Source organism: Pseudoalteromonas sp. BZB3 (assembly GCF_040104455.1).
Taxonomy (GTDB): Bacteria; Pseudomonadota; Gammaproteobacteria; order Enterobacterales; family Alteromonadaceae; genus Pseudoalteromonas.
This window is the reverse complement of the sequence record NZ_JBECOS010000004.1, coordinates 15,913-37,991: the sequence shown is the minus strand read 5'-3', so window position 1 is coordinate 37,991 and position 22,079 is coordinate 15,913. Positions and strand designations below refer to the sequence as shown.

Genomic DNA, 22,079 nt, shown 5'->3' with positions numbered 1-22,079 from the left:
TCGGTTTCAAGCCGCTTTCTTTATTTTTAACCCAAACCTGTCTACTTATTCCGCAGTTGCACTTTACTTGGCTATACAAGTGTCAGGTCAGAGATTATGCTGTGCGGCCAAATTAAAGATGTTGAGGTGATGTATTATGAGCACGGCTTTTTCTCGTCGTTTTATGGAACTGGTTGAGCAATTTGCTGGCGGAAACAAACGCCAATTTGCCATTTTAACAGGCAAGTCACCTTCGCATATTTATCGTATTTGTCGTGGTTTAAGCCGCCCTTCAATGACCTACCTTGAACACCTGTATGGCCTATTTAGTATCGACTTAAACTGGCTATTAACTGGCGAGCAACCCGTCGACAAACCATTTTCATCAAGCCAAGATGAACTATTAATGGTGCCACAACTCGACGTTGAGGCCAGTGCTGGTTTTGGTAGCATGGGCGGCAGCGAAGATGTCACTGAGCAATTTGCGTTAAATAAACGCTGGCTAAGCTCACAACTTGGTGTGCACAGTGACCGTTTGGCATTCGTGTCTATTCGCGGTGACAGTATGCTCCCAACCCTTGAACATGGTGACATGGTGCTGGTTGATTTAAGCCAACAACAAGTCAGTCGTGAAGGCGTGTATGTCATTCAAACCCAAGACGGTTTAATGGCAAAGCGCTTGAAGCAAAAATCAGATCATATTGCAGTCGTATCAGATAACGATGCCTACCCGAGCTGGCAAATTGATAGCCAAAACGCCGAGCAACACGGCGTGGCGGGTCGTATTGTCTGGTGTGGCCGCAGCTTATAACAGTTACTTATCAATTCTCGCAGGTGACGTAAGTCACTTGCAAAACGTTTCAAGTTACCAGGTTGTAAACAAAATCAAATCAGACCACTTTCTGTATTCTTTTACCGACCTTCCCCTCACACCTATATAAATCTTAATTAAACTGAAAAACACTTTCTGACTTGAAAAATAATCATTAACATTTCATTTTCATTTGACTCACCAGTACCCATAATCACCACTCGATTAAAAAAACAACAAGGACACCCGTTGTGAAAAAACTCAACCTATTAACAACAAGTTTAGCGATTGCGCTTTCAAGTGTATTTGCAGCCCAAGCACAAAGCGATACCTTGCCATTTATTCCTGAACAGGATACTGCTGAAATCACCCCACAAATTGTTGGTGGTGGTCCTGCGAACACGGCGAACTGGCAGTTCTATACTCAAATTTTGAACTCAAATGGTACGACTGCTTTTTGTGGTGGTAGTTATATTGGTGACGGCTATGTTCTGACTGCCGCGCACTGTGTCAGCAGTAAAGCAGCCCGCTTTATTGATGTAAAAGTGGCCGGTTTTAGACTCGGTGGCACAGATGGCGACCGCATTGGCGTTATTGAAAAATACGTGCACCCACAGTATAACCGCAGCACATTGAACTATGACATCGCGTTATTAAAGCTTGAGCGCACGCCAACACGAGGGCAAGCCGTTCGTCTAGCAACGGGCTCTATAAGCCAATACGCCCGCAGCGGTGACTTATTGTCTGTAGCCGGATTAGGTCGTTTATCAGAAGGCGGTAGCCGTCCTTCATTCATCCAAGAAGTCGACGTGCCACTAGTTTCTGACGCTGTATGTAACCAATCAGGTGGTAACTATGCCAATGTGGGTAGCGTCGCGTTTTGTGCAGGCTACCCACAAGGTCAAAAGGATTCATGTAGTGGCGACAGCGGCGGCCCTATCGTGATCAACCGCGGTGGCGAGATTGTACAACTAGGTACAGTCAGTTGGGGTATAGGCTGTGCACGTCCAAGTAAATACGGTGTATATGCCGATGTGGCAGCATTGAGTGGTTGGATCGACGAAATTAAATCTGCTGGCGGCGGCTCAAACCTAGTTTATAAGCAAAGCCAAACCTTAGCTGACTTCATATTATATGAAGTTGTTTCGCACCGCTTTAACATCAGTAATACAGGCAGTGAAGCATCAGCACTTAATGCGGTTACAGTGCGCGGCAGCGGTGTAACAAGTGGCCTGGTTGTGACTTCTGATACATGTAGCAACCGCACACTGAGCCAAAATGGTAACTGTAGTGTCAATGTTGAATTCACAGCCACTCAGTCTGGTACCGCAGGCGTAACTTTTGAATTTACAGAAGCTGGCAGCAACACTAATCACGCAGGATCTATTTCTGCAAAAGCAGCCGACATTCCAGTATGTGCAGGCTCTTGGGATGCCAATACCGTTTATCGTAAGCCTGACCGTGTAACTTACAACGGCAAAGTGTACGAAGCAAAGTGGTGGACGCTAGATGAAAAGCCAGGCTCTTCACAAGTTTGGAAGCTAATCGGTAATGATCCGAGCTGTAAGTAATCGTAAGCCGAGGGGAGTGCGCTCCCCTTTTGATATAAAACAAGTTAAACCTACTGACGAATAAGGAAAGATCATGTCTAGAATCACCAAACTCATTGCCGCTGCTAGCTTAAGTTTTATCGCCACAGCGTCACTTGCAGTTGTTGCTGCAACGCCTTGCTCAAGTAATTGCAGTGCATGGGCTAAGCAACAACAACTATCATTTTGTGCCCGTGTAGGTGGCGGCTCAGCTTGTGCATCAAGCCAAGGTCTCTACAACTACCTGCTACAGCAATGTAAGCAAGGTCAGTGTCAGGATGTTTAATTAGAACATTTTGAGCAGTCAATTAAGGCGTAAGTGAATACATTCACGCCTTAGTTTTTTATAGTTAGACGGCTAATGTCTGATTGTGGCGTTAAACTCTGGGTAAATAGCAGTGCTTGTGTTGTCTCATCAAAGGCAAACGGAGCCGCTTTACTGAAACTTGATTTAGGCAATCGCAATAACTTTTCAGTGGTTTTACTATTTAAATCGTAAGCATGAATAAAGTTATAGTCGTCGCCCAAGTGCTTATAGAAGACCTTTTCTGGCGTCGCTAGCCAAGCATATCGGGTATTAAATTGCGCTTTTGCAATTAACAACGCCTGCTTCTCACCTCGCTTTATCCATAAACCTTTACCATTAACAAACAGCAGTTCATGCTCAGAAATATACTGCCCGGATCGGGCTGGTTTAGTTAACAGAGCTGAAAGTGCCATGGTTTCAACATTTAGGCGAAATAGTTGCCACCCTACATCTGTTGATTGACGGATCACGATATCTTGCCCGTTACCATGCCAAAACGGTCGGCCTATTTTGCCAAAAGATAAATCAAGACGCCGTAATTGCTTAGAGCCATAATCGAACACATAGAGCTTATCGTGGCCATCGGCTTCATCTGAACTCACGACGAGTAGTTTATCACCTTGCAAAGACCAACTTGGGTAGCGTAAGTTACGATGTAGCTGGGTGATTTGTTCTCGACCCGTGCCATCTAAGTTCGCCAGCCATAGCTCATAATACCCTGATTCATTTGACAGAAATGCTAATTTTTCATGCTCGCGCGATAAAGACGGGTACTGATTTGAATAGTGAGATTCAATCAGTGGCGATGGCATAGACATTACTTCACTGTCTAATGCAAAACTGGCGATAAAATAATTCTCTCGACGTTTCTGGTAATACAGGTTCCCAGAGTCATCAAAATGGGGGTAGCTAAAGCCTCTCGGAGCCAACTTGGTTTGTGCTTTAGTCTCTAAGTCAACGACATAGCCACGACGTTTATCCGCAGCTTGTGCACCATATACCAAGTATTGACCATTCGGATGAAAGCTCATACCAACGATATCTGCATGACTTGAGTCCAATATTTGGAACTCCTTCTTGCCTAGATAATAAAGACTCAAGCGCTCTTCTGACGTGCTTTTACGCTGTGTGATCGCTAAATACTGCCCATCAGGCGAAAAAGCCACATCTCGATCTCTCAAGTCACACTCTGTATCACAACTCAGCCGCTCAGGTGTTGCGTCGTCTTGGCTTAAATCGAGCAAGTAAATACCATCTTGCGACGCCAAAGGTGCTTTGCCATTAAACGCCAAGGTTTTACCATCTGGACTGATCGCAATATAGTTATAGCCTGAGTCAGTCGGACAACTGGTCAAAACCAACTGCTCTAAATCAGCTAAAGAGAGTCGAACAATTTCACACGCTTGGCTATTCTTCTGAGCAAAATATAAATATTGCTGATCGGGGCTCCAGACTGCTTTCCAAGGTCTTTTATCTGAAAAGGTCAGCTGCTTAATAGGTACGTTGGGGTGGGTTAAATCTTTTAAATAAAGCTGACTGTCTTGCCCCTGCTGCCAAATAAACGCTAGCTGTTTACCGTCTGGTGAGGGACTGGGGCGCAACTCACTGCCTGGCATTTTCGTGATTTCATCTATTTGAGAGGCTGACTTTGCAGGCGCTTCAATGGGAGACTTCAAGAAGGACCAAGCCACTAAAACCATCATTATGCACACTAAGCCAAAAGCAACTTGATATTTGTAAGACTTTTTCTCAATCAGTGACACTGGTTTAATTGTTTCTGAGGATAAGCTAAGAGGCTCAGGTGTTAGTGTCAGCTTGTAGCCCTTTTTACGGATCGTTTCAACAACATCAAGGGGCGCACTTGGATGAGCAAACAATTGTCTAAGCTGCCAAATTGTATTGGTGAGGGCTTTTTCACCAATGATTTCATTACCTTGCCATACCCCTTCAATCAGCTCATTGCGACTCACAACTTCAGGGTATCGTTGTACTAGAACTTGTAATAGCTCCATCACTTTCGGTTGAGCCGCTACCTTTTCGCCATTCAGCACCACCAAGTGTTCATCAATAAACACCTGATACGGACCCAACTGAAACGACTTTTCATACTGCATGTTCTTCGCTCTACTTAACCACTCTACTTGCAACCGCTACTTTTTATTCATATTTATTCAGTGCGGGCGAATAGTTTTATCTTACCTTATTTATAAAAAACAGGGAGTAGCTAGAGTTATTTAATTGCAACAAATAATTTTACTTAACAATTCACAAGATTCTGAAAAGTAACAAAAAGATATAAAAAAGAGATAAATCGGATGTTCCCGAGGTTGAATTAGGAGGGCAATTTATCAAGTCTCATGTGTCCTTGATTATCAAGGTATAAGAAACACAACACAAAAACAGACATCACTTTAACAAGTTAACTCATCAAAACGGGAACAACCATGAACAAGAAGCAACTTTGCGTTGCCGTGCAAGCCGCCCTATTTGGTGCCGTATTCAGCACCCATGCACAGCAAAATGATTTAGATGCCGTAAAAGTAAAACAAACCCAAACGACAATAGAACAAGAAGAAGAGAAAGTTGAGAAAATTGTCGTCACCGGTTCACGTATTAAACGAGATAGTTTTAGTGTCGCCACACCACTAGTGACTATGAATAAAGATGCAATTTCAGATACTGGCTTAGGCTCACTGTCTGAAATTCTCGTCGATAATATTCCTTCAATTAATGCCTCTATCAGTAACACCACCAGCCAATCGAGTGTAGCGTCGACGGGTATCTCTTCTATCAGCCTGCGAGGCTTGGGCTCAGATAGAACACTTACCCTAATCGATGGACGCCGCGTTGTATCAAACAGTTATAGTGGTAACGTGGTCAGCCTAAGTACTATTCCAAGCGGTATGGTACAACGCATTGAGGTGATCAGTGGCGGTGCATCAGCCACTTATGGTGCCGATGCGGTTGCCGGCGTAGTAAATATCATCACACAAACTGACAAAGAAGGCGCAACATTTAAGGCGCGTACTGGTGAGTCATTTGATGGCGGCGGCAAAGAGTTCACGCTAGATTTTGATTTTGGTAGCAGCTTTGATGATGGTCGTGGATATGCTTTTGTCAGTGCAAACTGGGATCGACAATTTGGTATGAGCTTCTTCGATCGCGAACGCGCTCAAATTGAAGATGCATACCGCTACAGTGAAAGCGAAATGTGTAACCAGATGCAGACCGCAACAGGTTACCAGTGTATGCGTGACATCACTCAGGCTGATTGGGTAAGTAAGAGTGACGGCATTCCAGGTGGCGTATTCTTAGAAAACTCGAAAAACGACAAACAATTTTGGTATGACGGTCAAACATTGCGCGACGACTGGAAAGACAACGAAGAAATTTACGGTCTCAATACACGTCAATATGTGATGTTAAAAGTACCAAATGACAGTTTTTCTATCGCAGGTAAGGTTGATTATGAACTAACTGATGATGTTAGCTTTTATGGTCAGGTGCAACTCAGTATCGATGAATCATTCAACGACAAGTCACCAGAAGATGAGTATGAAGGTGCAAGCCAGACCATCTATGATCCAGAAACCGGAGAACGCTTAGGTCGTATTAAACCTGGTTATATTCCGCTAGATAACCCATTCGTTCCACAAGCCATTCTTGATAGTGAACCTTACAAAGATCGTATTTATTGGGACAGACGCTTCAATGAAGTCGGTAATATTGCCACCGATAACACACGTACAACTATACGCTCATGGGCTGGCTTGCAAGGCACTGCATTCGACGGAGAGTGGGATTGGGATGTGTCAGTCGGTCTAGGTAAATTCCACCAAGAGCAATTGCGCTATAACGAACTCGATGTGCGTAAACTAAGCCATGCCCTAAATGCTGAAAAGCTTGCTGATGGAACCATTCAATGTAAAGACGAGGCAGCACGTGCAGCTGGTTGTGTGCCAATCAATCTATTTGGTGAGGGCTCTATCACTCCAGAAATGGCTGACTGGATCCGCGTTAATCCTGAAATCAATACCTATATTGATCAAACTAACATTGTTGGTTACATGACAGGTGAGCTGTTCGAGCTACCAGCCGGTGCCGTGTCGGCGGTATTTGGTGGTGAATATCGTAAAGATAAGCAAGATCTACAAACCAGCATTGGTATGCGCGAAGGCGGTATTACCTTTAATGTTGTGCCACAATTCCAAGGTTCTATCGATGTCTATGAAAGCTTTGCTGAATTTGATGTGCCACTACTTAAAGACGCACCACTAGCGAAAAGCCTTTCTCTCGAAACCTCACTACGTTTAGCAAAATACAGCATAGATGCCGTAGGCACAGTGCCAAGCTATAAGTTAGGAGTTTTATGGCAACCAATTGAAGATCTGACTATCCGTACTAACTTTGCCCGTGCGCAACGTGCTCCAACTATCACTGAGCTAATGTCTCCTGCTCGCGGTGACTACGATAGCTTTACTGACATTTGTGAGGGCCTAACGGCAACTTCGACCAATGCGGGGCATGACAAGTGTCGTCAAGATCCTGTGTTCGCGGCTTTACTTGCTGAAGACCCGGACTTTGAATTCGATCCAAGTTCAGGTAGTAAATACTCACCGAATGCGGGCAATGCTAACTTAAGAGAAGAAACCGCTGATACCTTCACTTTCGGTTTTACTATGGCACCAAGTGCCATCGAAGATCTGCAAATTGCCGTTGATTATTATGATATTGCCATTGAAGGTGCTATCTCGGTGATCTCTAATGAGCGCATCTTACAAGAATGTTACGATTCAAGTGCTGCATTTGGTAGCAGTAACCCATTCTGTAACGAAATCAGCCGTGATGATGAAGGTAACATTACCGAAATCGTACAGCGTGAAGATAACCTAGATGAAGTCAGTAGCCGTGGTATCGATGTCGCAATCGAGTATAAATACGACTTTGAAAGCTTAGGTCGTCTATCTTTTAAAGCGGACTATAACCATATCCTTGAAAGCTCAACCACTTACCTTGGTTTAGATGGCCTAGAGACCGATGACTATGCAGGATATGGTAGCTCAAAAGACAAATTATCAGCCTCAGTAGTTTGGCGTTTAGATGAGTGGCGCGTTCGTTATGCGATGAAATATTTAGGGTCATTTACTGATAGCCTAAGCCGTGAGCGAGAATACACCGCTGCACTAGAGCGAAATGCTGAGCGCTGTGCATCAACTGAAGAAGACAATGGTTGTATCGCTAGCCCTGAAGCGCTGGCATATCATAAATATGGTAGCTATATGCGCCACGATGTATCTGTATCATATAATACCGACTTAGCAGCTGACGTAGAATTACGCGTGTTTGGTGGTATTAACAACCTATTGGATGACAAGGGTGACTTTATGCCGGGCGGTCGTGGTAACTTCTACAGCCGCTATGGCACAGGCATGGGTCGCTTTGGCTACTTAGGCGCAGAAATTAAGTTTTAATTTTTAGCATTAGAACAGTAGCCTTGAGCACCTCAAAGTGCGTGTGCTCAAGGCGACTTCTTTTCTAAGAAGAAAACTGAACACTCGCTAATTTGAACAGGATAAAAATAATGATAAAAAGCCGCTTTCGTATCACACTGTGTGCCTCACTGATATTTGCCTCACAAATCAGCGCTACAGAATCGACCAGCAAAGAAGTCATTTCTGACGGTCCATACATTGATGTGCACACTAGTGCTTTGACAGTCAATTGGATTTGCAATGACCAAGTTAAACGCAAGCAAGTGAACCTTGAAGGAGTCTCCCTGCCCTATGGATTTACTGATTGCGGTTTAACGGCAAACACTTCGCAGCTAACTTTTGATGAGCAGTTAATTGAGTTCCAAGGTGTTAAACGCGTAGCGGCCCTCAGTGATTTACACGGACAGTATGATCTGATGCTCACTTTACTTAAAAATAATGGCATCATTAACGCGCAAAACCAGTGGGCGTTCGGTGATGGCCATTTTGTAATAACCGGTGATATTTTTGACCGTGGCGACAAAGTAACTGAGATCCTTTGGTTTATCCACGACCTAGAAAAGCAAGCCGAGCGAGCTGGCGGTAAAATTCATCTCCTGCTAGGTAACCATGAAGTCATGGTACTAAATGGCGATTTACGTTACCTAAACCCCAAATACGTTAAAGCCGAAAAGCTGCTAGAGACACCTTTCGACCAGTTATTTAATCAAGATACCATTTTAGGTCGTTGGTTACGAAGCAAACCTGTGCTGGTAAAAATAAACGACCATTTGTACGCCCATGGTGGTTTTCATCCTCAGCTCGCTGAAGATAAAGTTACTTTAGACACCATAAACAAAACTTTTAAGTCACACCTTGTTGAAAAAGAACTGCAGGAGAAACGTGAAGGCTTTGCCCGTTACCTACATAAAACCCATGGTCCCATTTGGTATCGCGGCTACTTTAAAGACAACGGCGCTACCGCTGAAGAGCTGGATTTATTATTAAAACATTTCGATGTGAATCACATCGTTGTTGGCCACACTTCTCAGAAAAAAATTGAAACCCGCTTTAAAGGTAAAGTAATTGCAATCGACAGCAGTATAAAACGCGGAAAGTATGGCGAAGTGTTATTTATTGAAAATGGCAAACATGAGCGTGGTACGTTAAAAGGTCAAAGAAAATTTTTGAAGAAAGCTCCTTAGTTACAAACTTGATCGCAAGCTTTCAAACTAACTCCTATACACTACTGAGAAATCAAAAGGGCTGCATGTTAGCAGCCCGAAAACTCACTAGTTACTTCTCATATTATAGAAGGTAAAAGCCCACTTTTGGTCCGGCTCATCTTCACAATGATAAATACCAATATTTTTATTTGAAGCACCACTATAGCCAGAAATATCTAAACACATCCCTTTTTTCTTGTTAACGATCTCTCCATTTGATTTAAGTTTCCACTTTTGATCATCAAGGTTTTGACAAGTAAAGTATGTAACATTATCTCTTGCATTTCCGTTATATCCAGCAACATCAAGACATAAACTCGGATGTAACTGAACCCCTGACTCAAATACATCCAAAGGAATTTGATCCAATGATAGAGTGGGCCTAATTTCAACCCAAGGATCATTCGGGTACATATCTTCTATGTAACTACTTAATCTATAGAGAGAATTAATTTGATAACCATAAAAATCGCCCCAAATTGAACCAAATGGGTTATTCTGTGTATCAAAATTGATTGGCCTACCATTTTTATAAATAATGAACATTTGGTCGGCGCCAAAATCACATTTATAAGCTTGAACATTCTGCCTTTTTGAGGCTACGTTTGTTGAGCGTTCACCATCAATACAAATATGCTTATCGGTATCATTAGAAAAGAGTTTTTTATGACTTAAAAACATAATGCCTGCATTATATCTCATTTTATTATAAGCATATGCTTGATAACGATTCTCTAACTCTTCAATAGGATCATTAATCTGTTGTTCTTCAGTAAAAGCATTTGCTGAAGTTAAACTAAGGACAGACAAAGACATAAGGGTTAATGGCAGGAGTTTACAGATTAGCTTTTTACTCATTGATATTTTCCTTATAATTAAAAAAGCAGCTTAAGATTACCTTTTATAGGAAAATTTCACAACTTAAGCCTTAGGCTTTAATGAAAGGGCAAACCAAAAAACATAGAACTCTCGCATCTAATAAGTAAGTACTCCCCCGTAACACACTTCACCTGTAATTGATTGATTATTAAAGTTTTGTTATTTTTATTTAAAAAATAAGGAGATAACATGCTAAAAAAAGCTGTATTATTAGTGGCGCTATTAAGCACTCATCATGCTAACGCGACAAGTGCGACAAGTAATGTGTATTTTGAGGATGCTCGTCGCTTTGCGCAATTATTCAAATCTACCCCTTCTCTCTCTGCTGAACAATTACAAAAATCGTATATAGATAAAGGCAGTACAGGTGTAGAAATATTCACTCCAATGCGCATTAAAAATGGCGCAAATATGGCAAAAAAAATAGCGGAGAAACCTGAGGTTTATAAACGCGCCATCGATTATTGCCTCCCAGAACTTGAGAAGCACATTCCCACTATTCAGCAAGCAAGCCAGCTTGTTCAACAGTTTTTAGACTATCAAGATAATGCGCATACTTACTTCGTGATTGGCGCTGATAATTCCGGTGGTACAGCGAATAGCAAAGGCTTAGCACTCGGTCTTGAGAAAAACTGCCAGTTCATTACAAATAATGACGAGTTTGCTGATTACTTTTCTTATATGGTTGCCCATGAACTAGTTCATGTTTATCAGAGTCGCCATGGTGCGCCTGCTCCTAAAAAAAGAACACTACTTTATCAATCATTACGTGAAGGGGTACCTGAGCTCATTGCCCAACTAACCGTTAACAAGTTAGACAAGCTCGCAAAAGCCCGCTCTAAATTTGGGTTAAAGAATGAAGAAACATTAAAACCAGTGTTTTTTGCAGACATGGATAAACATGCTTTTGGCATTTGGATGTATAACAGCAAAGTGGACAGCCAACCTGCAGACATGGGTTACTGGATAGGTATGCGTATAGCCACAGCATATTACCAACAAGCGAGTGATAAGCAAAAGGCACTACAAGAATTGATAGAACTTTCAGACCCTGTCACAATAGCAAAGCAAAGTGGATATTTTAAGATGCTGTAGCAGTAATATTACCCTTTAGGCTGTCAAATGCAGCCTAGCTCCTTTTTTGTTCTCTACAATTTATCCCTTTCTTATCAGCGCTTTGCTTCTTAAAGAACTAGTGACATTTATATTATTAAAACTGATAAATTTTTTGAATGTTAGCTTCCCCACCTTCAGTTACCGCTGTTGTAACGGGGTGCTTTGCAAACTCTTTCAGCCTAAATGTACTACTTGATGACTTACTGGCTTTTATGACAATATTTTTGAGGTCATAAAACTCAACCAGAGTGACTGAAATAAAATATCGCTTCAAACGCTTCAAGAGATCCACCAAAGCAACTTCTGAATATGGACAATAATTAAACAAAAGTTCTCCCGACTCACTAAGTACGTTCGAAGCTTGTCTGAGGAAGTCACCTTGTAACAAAAAATCATCTTCTGCATTATCAAAGCAGAAATCTAATAAGATCACATCATATTGCTGAGTCACTGTGTTGATATAACTAAGTGCATCAGCTATATCGATGTCACTTGGTGGTAGATGAAAAAATCTTTGTACGCACTCTGTTACTTTCGGGCTCAACTCAACACTTTTCATTGCTGAAAAATTTATCAATTGTTTATCGCGTAAGTATTGAAATGCTCTTTCAATGGCGCCTGTGCCCAGCCCTAAATTTAATATAGAGTAATGAGGTTTCGCTTGTAAGAAACACATAAGAAAAGCTTGAGACACAGGCGAAAGAAGCAATTCAGGGCGAGAAACTGACATAACTCCTTGAATCACGGTATCACCGAAGGTTAACCAGCGGAAATCCTCAGCCTCATATACACACAGTTTTGTGCCGCCATTATCAATAACAGTAATACAGTGCTTGGTGTCAGTTCGCTTTTCTAACTCTAAAATTAACAAAGCTAAGGGCGACCAAATAAGTTATGCAACAAAGCCTAATTTCCTTTTTCTTTCTTACCTTCGGTCACTGCATCGAGTTGCTTTTGTCTATCGTCCATAAGCTTTTGAATGTTTTTGGTATTCTTCATCAGCTCTTTGACATCTTGCGGGTTCATCGCATTAGCTTTCAGTGATTCACTCTCAGCGGTTTGCTGTTCTTTATATAAAATTGACGTGTCTTCAGCGGCCATGATGGTGACTTTGCTGGGATCAAGTTGATGAGTTTGGCTGTTGCCTTTTGGGTTTGGTTGGTCTGAGTAAATCCAGTTGCCATTTTCATCTTGCCATTTATAAATGGTTGGCTGTTTTGTAGTTTGGTTCTCATCAGCGGTTGCTTGTTTGGCGTAATCTACTGCTTTATTTAAGTGACGTTTAGACTCGTCTAATAAGCTCTGCGTATCATTTTCAACTTTATTGAAGATTGCATCAATAGACAGATATGGTTGACCGTCAGGACGCTTAATTACAAACAATGATGCCACACCAATCAGCATCACCATAATCATCATATATGCTTTATAACCCACGAGAACACTCCGTCGTATCGACTCTTTATTATTTTAGTTTGGTTATAGATATTATACCAATTAGTGTAATTTAGTGAGCAATTTTGAGGCTGAGAAAACTTGGCGATTGCCAGGCAAAAAATTCGTGATTTAGTTGTTCTAAATGAGAAGTTTTTAACGCAGCTAGCGTTAGTTTTAGCACCTCAAATTGTTTAAGTATTACAACTGATTGGTATCAACAGAAAATGTGTAATAAAAAAGCACAGGCTTTGAGACCTGTGCTTTTTATTTACATCAAGGCAAAATGATTAATGGCTGTATTTTTAGACTAGTTTCTAACAATTCGCCATTTAAATAACCTGAATTCAGGTTAAATAAGAACTTTTCAATATGAGCTTTTAGATACCGTCACCGTCAATGTGTAGACCACACTCACGATTAAGGCCGAAGAAGCGCGTTTCTTCTTCTGTCATACCTGGCTCTAACTTACGGGTAGTATGCACATCGCCCATCGACACATACCCTTCATCCCAAAGCGGATGATACGGTAGGTCATGCTTGGACAAATACATATACACGTCGCGGTTGCTCCACTCGATGATCGGGTACACTTTTACAGTGCCTCGGCTGATCTCAAGTACTTGTTTGTCGGCACGGCTTGATGCCTGATCACGACGCAGGCCACTGAACCACGTTTTTGCACCAATTTCTTCGATAGCACGGGTCATGGGCTCCACCTTATTTAAGGTGTTGTATTGCTTAATGCCTTCTTGACCTTGCTCCCAAAGTTTACCGTACTTAGCTTCTTGCCAAGCTGGGCTCATTGGTGAACGATATACTTTTAGGTTTAAGTCTAAACGCTCTGTTAAGTAATCTACAAACTGGTAGGTTTCTGGAAACAGGTAGCCAGTATCAGTTAATACCACTGGAATATCTGACTTTTCTGTTGAAACCAAATGCAACATAACTGCCGCTTGAATACCAAAGCTTGAAGATAAAAATGCCGTATCGGGCAAGTTTTCAAGCGCCCATGCCACACGCTGTTGCGGTGTCATTGGCTCTAACAAAGCATTCGCTTCGGCAAGTAGCGCTTTTTGCGCATCGCCTTCTAACTCTAATAATTGTTTAAAATTACTCATGCTTGTTCCTAGGTTGGCAGGCCTGCCTGCCAACTCAATGATTTCTTAAGCGTGGAAGTCTGTCTTAGAGACTTTCACTTCGGCAACGATTTCCTTACGGATAGCAAAATCACCAAAACATTCGCCTTCGTTACGCTCTTTAGCCCACTGGCCAATTAATTCATCTAATGCTGGTAGGTAAACGTCTTCACCTACGTTTTCTAGGTAAAGCTTAGGTACGCGGGTACCTTCACGGTTACCACCTAGGTAAACATTGTATTTACCTGGACCTTTACCTACGAAACCAATTTCTGCCAACATCGCACGACCACAGCCATTCGGGCAACCAACAACACGCATAATGATGTCGTCATTCGGGATTTCGTGCTTTGCTAACATCGCTTCAGTCTTTTCGATAAGTTCTGGCAAGTAACGCTCTGCTTCAGCCATCGCAAGCGGACATGTCGGTAATGCGACACATGCCATTGAATTCTTTTGCTGCTCAGAGTGTGAATCGTCAATTAAACCGTGCTCACGGGCAATCTGCTCAATGATATCTTTTTGATCAGCTGGCACTCCTGCAACAATTAAGTTTTGGTTTGCGGTCATGCGGAAGTCACCTTGGTGAATTTCAGCAATCTTACGACAACCGGTTTTAAGTGGATTACCCGGGAAATCTAAAATACGACCACTTTGGATAAATAGCGTTAGGTGGTGCTTACCATCAATACCTTCTACCCAACCAATACGGTCGCCACGATATTTAAACTCATACGGGCGGCTGTCTTCAAATTTAACGCCTGCGCGGTTTTCAACTTCTGCTTTAAACGCATCACTACCAAATGTATCTAACGTGTACTTAGTTTTTGCATTTTTACGGTTAACACGGTTACCCCAGTCACGTTGAACAGAAACAACGTGCTCAGCAATTTTTAAAGTGTGCTCAAGCGGGATAAAACCAAAGTCGTCAGCCTTACGCGGGTATGTGTTTACATCACCGTGAGTCATCGCAAGACCACCACCAACGAGTACGTTGAAACCAACTAGTTTGCCGTCTTCTGCAATCGCAACAAAGTTAAGGTCATTCGCGTGAACGTCTACTTCGTTGTTTGGTGGAATAGTAACTGTGGTTTTGAACTTACGTGGTAAGTAAGTTGAACCTAAAATTGGCTCTTCTGTTGTTTCCGTCTTCTCACCGTTTAACCAAATTTCAGCATACGCTTTGGTATGTGGTAGTAAGTGCTCAGAAATCTTCGCAGCCCACTCGTATGCTTCTTGGTGTAACTCAGACTCAACTGGGTTAGTCGTACATAGTACGTTACGGTTAACGTCACCGGCAGTTGCGATAGAGTCAATGCCAACGCTGTTTAGCATTTGGTGCATTTCTTTAATGCCCGGCTTTAACACACCGTGGAACTGGAATGTTTGACGCGTTGTTAAACGAATACTGCCATAAATGGTTTTATCGCCCGCAAACTCATCAATCGCTAACCACTGCTTAGGCGTGATAATACCGCCTGGCATACGTGCGCGAAGCATCACATTGTGCATTGGCTCAAGTTTTTGCTTAGTACGCTCTGGACGAATATCACGGTCATCTTGCTGGTACATACCATGGAAACGGATCAGCTGGAAGTTATCCGCTGTAAAGCCACCTGTAAGTTGGTCTTTTAAATCCGTTGTGATGGTGCCGCGTAAAAAGTTACTTTGTGTTTTTAGTCTTTCGTTATCAGCAAACTTGGCATTTGGGTCTAGCTTGCTGTTAGGTTTGTAATCTGTGCTCATGGCTTATCCTAAAATTCTACTGTGACGGTCAGTGTGGTGTACTAGCACTTGCTACTAGTACACGTCTTTTTGATAACGGTTGTTGCTGCGAAGCTCTTTTAGGTAGCTTTCAGCTTGCTCGTCATCTTTGCCACCATGGGCTTTAATAATGTCGATAAGAGCTTGGTGAACGTCTTTCGCCATGCGGTTTGCATCACCACAAATATAGAAATGTGCACCTTTTTCTAACCATGCAAATACTTCTTCGCCTTTCTCGCGAATACGGTCTTGTACATATACTTTTTCTGCTTGGTCGCGACTAAATGCTAGGTCTACTTTGTTTAGTAGGCCAGACTTCACATAACCTTGGATCTCTACTTGGTATAAGAAATCTTGGGTGAAATGTGGGTTACCAAAGAACAACCAGTTCTCACCTTCTGCTTCACGTGCATCACGCTCTTGTAAGAATGCACGGAATGGAGCGATACCTGTACCTGGGCCTACCATGATAACTGGCGTGTTATCATCACTTGGTAAACGGAAGTTGTCGTTATGCTCGCTAAATACTTTAACTTGTACGCCTTCTTCTGCACGGTGTGCAAGGTAACCAGAACAACCGCCAAAGTGTTTTTCACCAAAGGCATCAAACTCTACTAAACCAACCGTTAAGTGCACTTCTTCTTCAACCTCAGCTTGGCTTGAAGCGATTGAATATAAACGTGCTTGTAACTTACGTAGGCTGTTCGCTAGGTCTTGCGCACTAATATCGCTTGGGTTTTGCTTGATAATATCAAAGATTTGACGGGCTTCGATGTACTCACGCATCGCTGCTTTGTCTTCAACTAGCTTTAATAGCTCTGCGTTGTTAGTTGCTTGTGCGTACTTTTCAACGAAACCAGGGTAAGACTGAGTTAGCTCTAGCTTTTCAATAAGTGCTGTACGAATTGATAGCGTTTCTTCACCTAAAGTGATTTCAGTTGCGCCATCAATGTTTAATAGTGTGAGTGTTTCATCCACTAGTGCCTCGTCATTTAAGAAGTAAACACCTAAAGAATCACCCGGAAGGTAAGTAATGTCAGAGCCTTCTAGTGAGATTTCAATGTGACGAACATCTTTTGTAGAGTCGCGACCTGTGATCTTTTGCACCACACTTAGCTCTGCCGCAAATGGGTTTTGCTTAGTGTATTGGCTTTGCGCTGGTGCTGCACCGAAGCCAGCCATAGGAATAACTTGTGCTGAACCTTGTGACTGTGCTTTTAGTTCAGGTTCGAATGCATCAACTGCACCACCGATCCAAGCTGTTGCTTGGTCTTCATAATCAACGTCTAAGTCAGCGCGAGCAACAACCGTTTCTGCGCCTAGTGCTTTAAAGCGCTCTTCAAAATCAATCGCCGTTTGGCAGAAGAATTCGTAGCTTGAATCACCTAAGCCGATAATCGCTACTTTAACGCCATCTAGTTTAGGTGCTTTTTTCGATGCTAAGAACGCGTGTAGGTTTTCAGCGTCTTCTGGCGGCTCACCCTCACCATAAGTAGAAACAGCGACAGCAATAAACTTTTCTTTCTTAAGTTGAGCAGGTTTGTAGTCAGCCATGTTCACCAGCTTAACCGCTAGGCCTTTCGCCTCTGCAGCTGCTTTTAGCTGGTTAGCAACGCCTTTAGCATTACCAGTTTGCGAACCATATAGAATGGTGAGTGCTGCCGCTTCGCCTGCAGCTGGCGCTTGACCACCCACTACACCGCTTAATGCAGCTGTATTTGCATTTGCAGCTAGGTAACCACTTACCCAAGCTTGCTGAATTGGGTTTAGCTCGGCCACTAAACCTTGTAATTTTTGCACTTGCTCTTGTGTCAGCGGGCTTGCCGCGGCACTAAGTTGACTTAACAACATGGAATCTATCCCCTAACCCTAAACCGTCTGCTTAGTTTGCTTGCTGAAATACTTCTACTCGAAGTAAGGTTTTCTAAGGCTGAAGCATACTGATTTGCATTGCCAAGGATAAAGAATTAGATCTGCTTTGTTATTCCATTTGGTTATCAAAGAGCAAAAACACCATTAAAAACAGTTTTAAGAAAATTCTGCTCGAAAACAAAAAAACGCGATCTTGGAAACCCAAAATCGCGTTTTTTGTTAAATCAAATGCTAATTTAGCCTTCAGTAGGATAAATGGTGATTTCGATCCCCGCGCCAATCGCCGAAATTCTCAGTAATGTATCAGCACTAATTGGCTGAGAAAAACACTTAGGTGCAGCGCCTGAATTAAAACCAATATCAAAAGTACGCTTAGAACAAGATAACCATTGCTTAAGTGCACTCTTAGAGCAAGATTCTATTAACTCACATAAATAATTAATCGCTTTATCAGGACTTACCACATCAGCGTCAGCTTCAATACGCGCTAAATGACGATAGTCGTCTTTATCATAGTGCAGCACCATAGCCTTCTTCTTTAAATCGTCTACCAAGGCACTAATATCCTGTTTTGATTCAAGCTCTAGGTCTACATTTAAGAATTGGATTTCTGACATTATGACTGTTCTCTTTTTAAGCTATATTTTTTAAGGTGTAACAAAGCGATACTTAATATAGACAAGTGTAACGAACTCACCGAATGGTTGCTACCGCTAACGCATTTTAAAACTGAACAAATATTGTTCAACATCGAAAAACCAGATTTAATACGACTTTTAGGCTGAGACAATTTGTCGCAGTGACAGAGAAACCTTTTTAGGTACACTGGGCTCTTTTCTCATTTGCTTGGATAAAAATAATGACAAAAACAGCATTTAAACCCATTCGAAAAATACATAAATGGCTTGGCTACCTGCTCGCTATTCAAATATTCGCTTGGTTATTAGGCGGGTTTGTCATGAGCGCAATTCCGCTTGAAAAAGTACATGGCAAACACTTAGCTCACCGTCAGCTCGATAATCCATTTAAGCGAGCTGATTACTCAGCTGATTTGAATATAGTTACAAAAAGCCAAGATGCACTCTCAAACATTGCGTTCAAACACCTATTAGAGATACCCATCATTAAAGTACAAGGTGATAAAACGACTTGGTTTAACGGCAGAACAGGTGAAGCGCTTGCTGCACCAACTGAAACTTTAATTAGACAACAAGCCGACGCTCACTATTTAGGCAATGGCGAAATCAGTGCTGTTCAATTGTTAGCTAAAGGCCCAAGAGAAATTGGCTATAGAGAAAACGTCTGGGCAATCACTTACAACGACTGGTGTAGTACGACACTCTATTTAGAGGCACAAAGCGGGCAAATCATTACAGTAAGAAGCACCATTTGGCGTATTTTTGATTTTTTCTGGATGCTACACATTATGGACTATGACGAGCGAGAAGACTTTAATAACCCAATACTTATTAGCTTTTCTGTCGTCAGTGTGTTGTTTTGTCTCTCTGGCATGTTCTTATTGTTTCAAGCACCACCTTGGCGCAAACGCAGACAAAAATCAGTTTAGCTGAACATATGCCCTATATTTTTAGGGTATGAACTTTTGTAAAAACCATTGCAATCAACAAGATAATTTCAAAGCCTTTATTGCGGTGATATAGTGCATTTTTCTGAAGTCCACTTAGGTGAGAGAAATGCGCACATTACTTGCGTTAATGGCTTTGCTATTGCTTAGCCCGCCAACTATTGGCAAAGAATTTTCAAGCTTTTCACAAGCAAAAAAATATCTCAATAAAACCCTACCTAAAGATGCCTCCACGCTTTATTGCGGCTGTAAGATCAAACGCCAAGGCAAGAAGCTCATCCCTGATGCTGACAGCTGTGGCTATGAGCCGAGAAAACCCTATACCCATGCAGGCAAACCAAATAGCCGCGCCACGCGTATTGAATGGGAACATATTGTGTCGGCTTGGGAGTTTGGCCACCAGCTACAGTGCTGGCAAGACGGTGGTAGGAAAAACTGCAGGAAGGTCAGTGCTAAATTTCGCAAAATGGAAGCTGATATTAACAATTTAGCGCCTGCTATTGGTGAAATAAACGGTGATAGAAGTAACTATCGTTTTGGTATGTTGCCTAATGCCGTATTAAAGCATGGTGCTTGCCCTGTTAAAGTCGATTTTAAAGCGCGCACAGTAGAGCCGCCTGATTTTGCCAAAAAGCGTATTGCAGATGCTTACTTTTATATGCAGAGCACTTATGGCTTGAAGTTATCTAAAAAACAGCAACAATTATTTACAACTTGGCAAAAAAAGGACGGGTACAATTAGCATTAAATTCGCTTTATCAAATTGTACCAATTGTGTTTACAAGCACTTGTTGGTATTTTGATCACACACGATGTGATAGGAATATATTATGAAACTAAATACATTAAGCTTCAGCATTGCGCTTGCTTTATCTGCAACAGTATTGGTTGGTTGTGGCGGTGGTAGCTCAAATAACGATAATCAACAAACAGCAACACCTACAACGCCTTCAACAAATACAGGAAGCACTGGTGGAACTGTAACAGAGCCAACTTGGACGCTAAATAAGTACGATCCTTCGAGCAGTTTTGTTAATCAATGTAAAACGCCTCGCGTTGGCACGGATCCATACGAAAACGCACCTTACCCTGATAAAGCAGGGACTGAAATGCATGAAAAAATGTTCTTACGCTCGTATACCAACGAAACTTATCTTTGGTATGACGAAGTAGAAGACAACGACCCTAAATCATTTGATTCAGTTGGTGAGTATTTCGCACAGTTAAAAACGACCGCGATTACCGACTCAGGTAAGGCAAAAGACCAATTCCATTATTCTGAAAGTTACGATGACTTTAAAAAAGAAGCACAATCAGGCGTAGTATCTGGTTATGGCGTAAGATGGGCGTTCATTAGTACCACCCCGCCTCGTGTACTTAGAGCTGCTTTCACACAAGACGGCTCTCCAGCTGACAAAGCAGGCCTGCTTCGAGGTGACACAGTTATAGCTATTAATGGCACAGATATAAATACCTCTGATTCGGCAGGTGTAGATAAACTAAATGCAGGTTTACTGCCTAAAGCCGGAGAAGAACACACCTTTACAATTCAGCGTGAAGGTGAAGAAAACCCTATCGAGATTGTAATGACGGCAGGTGATGTACAATCAACCCCTGTTCAAAATGCACAAGTGATACAACACGCTGACAAAAAAGTGGGTTATGTACAATTCAACCAATTTATTTCTGTCGGTCAAGATCCGCTCGTTGCAGCATTCCAGCAGTTTTCAGATGAAAACATCAATGAGCTTGTACTCGACATGCGCTACAACGGTGGCGGTTTAGTTGTGATGTCTGCTCAGCTTGGTTACATGGTAGCCGGTGAAGAGCAAACAAGAGCGAGTGAAAATAACGGAGCTGCTAAGAGCGCGCAAAATAATGCCAAGGTGTTCAGCCGTACGCTGCGCAACGACAAAATTGAAGCTGCTAGCACTGAAGAAGATTATTATACGTTTGAAAATCGCAAAATCGATTGGAACGCGAGCGTATATACCAACCAAATCTTACCAAGCGTCAGCTTAGATACCGTGTATATACTTTCTAGTGCAGGCACTTGTTCTGCGAGTGAATCATTGATCAATGGCTTGCGCGGTATTGATGTAAATGTGGTTCTGATTGGTGGACAAACATGCGGTAAGCCATACGGCTTTACCCCAACTCCAAACTGTGGCGAAGTTTACTATACAGTGCAATTTAAAGGCGCAAACGCCAAAGAGTTCGGTGATTACGCTGACGGCTTTATCCCAGTTGAAAACGAAAACTCTGAAGCAGGCCTATCTGCAAGAGTACCTGGCTGTAATGTCGCCGATGACTTCTCAAAACAGCTTGGTGACAAGCAAGAAGGTATGCTAGCTGCGGCGCTAACACATATTGAAACTGGCGCTTGTCCTGTAGTGGCAAAAGAAACCGCTAACCGTGCGCCAAGCATGCAGAAAATAGTGTTAGATGACAGCCTTAATATCGCTCAGCCATTCCACCCAATGCGCAATAGCATGGTTGATATTAAGGTGAAAGAGCAGTAATGCACTGCAGACTCGTTACCCTACTTTTGGGCGTAACATTGTTGGTTGGGTGTGCACACACCCAACCAACAAAGCCTATTCCAGCAGTTATAAAACACACCACCCCGACCATGAAAGCTGAATTACAGCAAGCCATCGTTTCACTAAAAGGCGGAGTCGCACCGCTGTTGTCGGATACTATTTTCATGAACAATAACGAATTATTACTAGAGCATGGCCGCTCAACTGATGATGCAGGAAACCCTATTCTAGGTGCACATTCACTGACTGTTCAGCGATTTGTGCTACAACTAAGAGAAACAGGCTGTGTGCTTTTCTATCCCAAGACTGCACAGTTTGTATTACTCAAAAGCGTTTCTTGCCAACCCATGGTAGAATAATCCGC

18 protein-coding genes are annotated in these 22,079 nt (G+C 42.3%); 10 read left to right on the top strand and 8 right to left on the bottom strand.

Features of this window, described 5'->3' with window-relative positions:
- Positions 1-136: 136 nt before the first annotated feature.
- The 3 genes from ABMY35_RS04375 to ABMY35_RS04365 all read left to right on the top strand — a co-directional run bounded on the left by ABMY35_RS04375 (position 137) and on the right by ABMY35_RS04365 (position 2,665).
- The gene (locus ABMY35_RS04375) at positions 137-790 is read left to right on the top strand and encodes an XRE family transcriptional regulator (RefSeq protein ID WP_058028442.1); all 654 of its coding nucleotides are present in this window, start codon (positions 137-139) and stop codon (positions 788-790) included.
- A 251-nt stretch (positions 791-1,041) separates the two neighbouring features.
- Positions 1,042-2,361, top strand: coding sequence for a trypsin-like serine protease (locus ABMY35_RS04370; protein WP_349285177.1), 1,320 nt, complete (start codon positions 1,042-1,044; stop codon positions 2,359-2,361).
- A gap of 73 nt (positions 2,362-2,434) precedes the next feature.
- Positions 2,435-2,665 (top strand): hypothetical protein, encoded by a 231-nt coding sequence (locus ABMY35_RS04365; RefSeq protein ID WP_349285176.1) that lies wholly within the window; start codon positions 2,435-2,437, stop codon positions 2,663-2,665.
- 50 nt (positions 2,666-2,715) lie between these two features.
- Here ABMY35_RS04365 and ABMY35_RS04360 read toward each other — a convergent pair whose 3' ends face one another.
- Positions 2,716-4,800, bottom strand: coding sequence for a winged helix-turn-helix domain-containing protein (locus tag ABMY35_RS04360; protein ID WP_349285175.1), 2,085 nt, complete (start codon positions 4,798-4,800; stop codon positions 2,716-2,718).
- A gap of 330 nt (positions 4,801-5,130) precedes the next feature.
- Between ABMY35_RS04360 and ABMY35_RS04355 the strand changes: the two genes are divergently transcribed.
- Together ABMY35_RS04355 and ABMY35_RS04350 are read left to right on the top strand one after the other, a co-directional pair.
- On the top strand, positions 5,131-8,157 hold the full coding sequence (locus ABMY35_RS04355) for a TonB-dependent receptor (protein WP_349285174.1): 3,027 nt from the start codon (positions 5,131-5,133) through the stop codon (positions 8,155-8,157).
- 110 nt (positions 8,158-8,267) lie between these two features.
- On the top strand, positions 8,268-9,362 hold the full coding sequence (locus tag ABMY35_RS04350) for a metallophosphoesterase (protein ID WP_349285173.1): 1,095 nt from the start codon (positions 8,268-8,270) through the stop codon (positions 9,360-9,362).
- 87 nt (positions 9,363-9,449) lie between these two features.
- Here the strand turns inward: ABMY35_RS04350 and ABMY35_RS04345 are convergent, their stop codons facing one another.
- Positions 9,450-10,241: an RICIN domain-containing protein gene (locus ABMY35_RS04345; RefSeq protein WP_349285172.1), complete on the bottom strand. Its 792-nt coding sequence runs from the start codon at positions 10,239-10,241 to the stop codon at positions 9,450-9,452.
- A 210-nt stretch (positions 10,242-10,451) separates the two neighbouring features.
- Between ABMY35_RS04345 and ABMY35_RS04340 the strand changes: the two genes are divergently transcribed.
- Entirely contained in the window at positions 10,452-11,357 is a 906-nt protein-coding gene (locus ABMY35_RS04340; RefSeq protein WP_349285171.1) for a DUF5700 domain-containing putative Zn-dependent protease, read from the top strand.
- Positions 11,358-11,472: 115 nt separating this feature from the next.
- On the opposite strand, the gene ABMY35_RS04335 is transcribed toward ABMY35_RS04340, so the two are convergent.
- The 6 genes from ABMY35_RS04335 to ABMY35_RS04310 form a co-directional block, all read right to left on the bottom strand.
- Complete coding sequence (locus ABMY35_RS04335; RefSeq protein WP_349285170.1) at positions 11,473-12,249, bottom strand: hypothetical protein; 777 nt, start codon at positions 12,247-12,249, stop codon at positions 11,473-11,475.
- 35 nt (positions 12,250-12,284) lie between these two features.
- Positions 12,285-12,815: a DUF4124 domain-containing protein gene (locus ABMY35_RS04330; protein WP_349285169.1), complete on the bottom strand. Its 531-nt coding sequence runs from the start codon at positions 12,813-12,815 to the stop codon at positions 12,285-12,287.
- Between the two features lie 377 nt (positions 12,816-13,192).
- A complete protein-coding gene (locus tag ABMY35_RS04325; protein WP_349285168.1) occupies positions 13,193-13,933 on the bottom strand; it encodes a phosphoadenylyl-sulfate reductase in 741 nt (246 codons plus the stop codon).
- Positions 13,934-13,978: 45 nt separating this feature from the next.
- Entirely contained in the window at positions 13,979-15,697 is a 1,719-nt protein-coding gene (gene cysI, locus ABMY35_RS04320) for an assimilatory sulfite reductase (NADPH) hemoprotein subunit (protein ID WP_349285167.1), read from the bottom strand.
- A gap of 54 nt (positions 15,698-15,751) precedes the next feature.
- The gene (locus ABMY35_RS04315) at positions 15,752-17,566 is read right to left on the bottom strand and encodes an assimilatory sulfite reductase (NADPH) flavoprotein subunit (protein WP_349285166.1); all 1,815 of its coding nucleotides are present in this window, start codon (positions 17,564-17,566) and stop codon (positions 15,752-15,754) included.
- A 257-nt stretch (positions 17,567-17,823) separates the two neighbouring features.
- Positions 17,824-18,204: a hypothetical protein gene (locus ABMY35_RS04310; RefSeq protein WP_349285165.1), complete on the bottom strand. Its 381-nt coding sequence runs from the start codon at positions 18,202-18,204 to the stop codon at positions 17,824-17,826.
- A 242-nt stretch (positions 18,205-18,446) separates the two neighbouring features.
- Here ABMY35_RS04310 and ABMY35_RS04305 point away from each other — a divergent pair, with 242 nt between their 5' ends.
- The 4 genes from ABMY35_RS04305 to ABMY35_RS04290 all read left to right on the top strand — a co-directional run bounded on the left by ABMY35_RS04305 (position 18,447) and on the right by ABMY35_RS04290 (position 22,074).
- Positions 18,447-19,154: a hypothetical protein gene (locus ABMY35_RS04305; protein WP_349285164.1), complete on the top strand. Its 708-nt coding sequence runs from the start codon at positions 18,447-18,449 to the stop codon at positions 19,152-19,154.
- Positions 19,155-19,281: 127 nt separating this feature from the next.
- Positions 19,282-19,914, top strand: a complete 633-nt coding sequence (locus ABMY35_RS04300; RefSeq protein ID WP_349285163.1) for an endonuclease — start codon at positions 19,282-19,284, stop codon at positions 19,912-19,914.
- Positions 19,915-20,002: 88 nt separating this feature from the next.
- On the top strand, positions 20,003-21,694 hold the full coding sequence (locus tag ABMY35_RS04295) for a S41 family peptidase (RefSeq protein WP_349285162.1): 1,692 nt from the start codon (positions 20,003-20,005) through the stop codon (positions 21,692-21,694).
- Complete coding sequence (locus tag ABMY35_RS04290) at positions 21,694-22,074, top strand: hypothetical protein (protein WP_349285161.1); 381 nt, start codon at positions 21,694-21,696, stop codon at positions 22,072-22,074. The genes ABMY35_RS04295 and ABMY35_RS04290 overlap by 1 nt, the downstream gene beginning before the upstream one ends.
- The last annotated feature ends 5 nt before the right edge of the window (positions 22,075-22,079 follow it).

Coding starts and splice junctions, on each gene's coding strand:
- ABMY35_RS04375 (WP_058028442.1), top strand. CDS start 137: ATGAGCACGGCTTTTTCTCGTCGTTTTATGGAACTGGTTGAGCAATTT.
- ABMY35_RS04310 (WP_349285165.1), bottom strand. CDS start 18,204: ATGTCAGAAATCCAATTCTTAAATGTAGACCTAGAGCTTGAATCAAAA.
- ABMY35_RS04340 (WP_349285171.1), top strand. CDS start 10,452: ATGCTAAAAAAAGCTGTATTATTAGTGGCGCTATTAAGCACTCATCAT.
- ABMY35_RS04365 (WP_349285176.1), top strand. CDS start 2,435: ATGTCTAGAATCACCAAACTCATTGCCGCTGCTAGCTTAAGTTTTATC.
- ABMY35_RS04350 (WP_349285173.1), top strand. CDS start 8,268: ATGATAAAAAGCCGCTTTCGTATCACACTGTGTGCCTCACTGATATTT.
- ABMY35_RS04300 (WP_349285163.1), top strand. CDS start 19,282: ATGCGCACATTACTTGCGTTAATGGCTTTGCTATTGCTTAGCCCGCCA.
- ABMY35_RS04290 (WP_349285161.1), top strand. CDS start 21,694: ATGCACTGCAGACTCGTTACCCTACTTTTGGGCGTAACATTGTTGGTT.
- ABMY35_RS04360 (WP_349285175.1), bottom strand. CDS start 4,800: ATGCAGTATGAAAAGTCGTTTCAGTTGGGTCCGTATCAGGTGTTTATT.
- ABMY35_RS04295 (WP_349285162.1), top strand. CDS start 20,003: ATGAAACTAAATACATTAAGCTTCAGCATTGCGCTTGCTTTATCTGCA.
- ABMY35_RS04315 (WP_349285166.1), bottom strand. CDS start 17,566: ATGTTGTTAAGTCAACTTAGTGCCGCGGCAAGCCCGCTGACACAAGAG.
- ABMY35_RS04345 (WP_349285172.1), bottom strand. CDS start 10,241: ATGAGTAAAAAGCTAATCTGTAAACTCCTGCCATTAACCCTTATGTCT.
- cysI (WP_349285167.1), bottom strand. CDS start 15,697: ATGAGCACAGATTACAAACCTAACAGCAAGCTAGACCCAAATGCCAAG.
- ABMY35_RS04325 (WP_349285168.1), bottom strand. CDS start 13,933: ATGAGTAATTTTAAACAATTATTAGAGTTAGAAGGCGATGCGCAAAAA.
- ABMY35_RS04355 (WP_349285174.1), top strand. CDS start 5,131: ATGAACAAGAAGCAACTTTGCGTTGCCGTGCAAGCCGCCCTATTTGGT.
- ABMY35_RS04305 (WP_349285164.1), top strand. CDS start 18,447: ATGACAAAAACAGCATTTAAACCCATTCGAAAAATACATAAATGGCTT.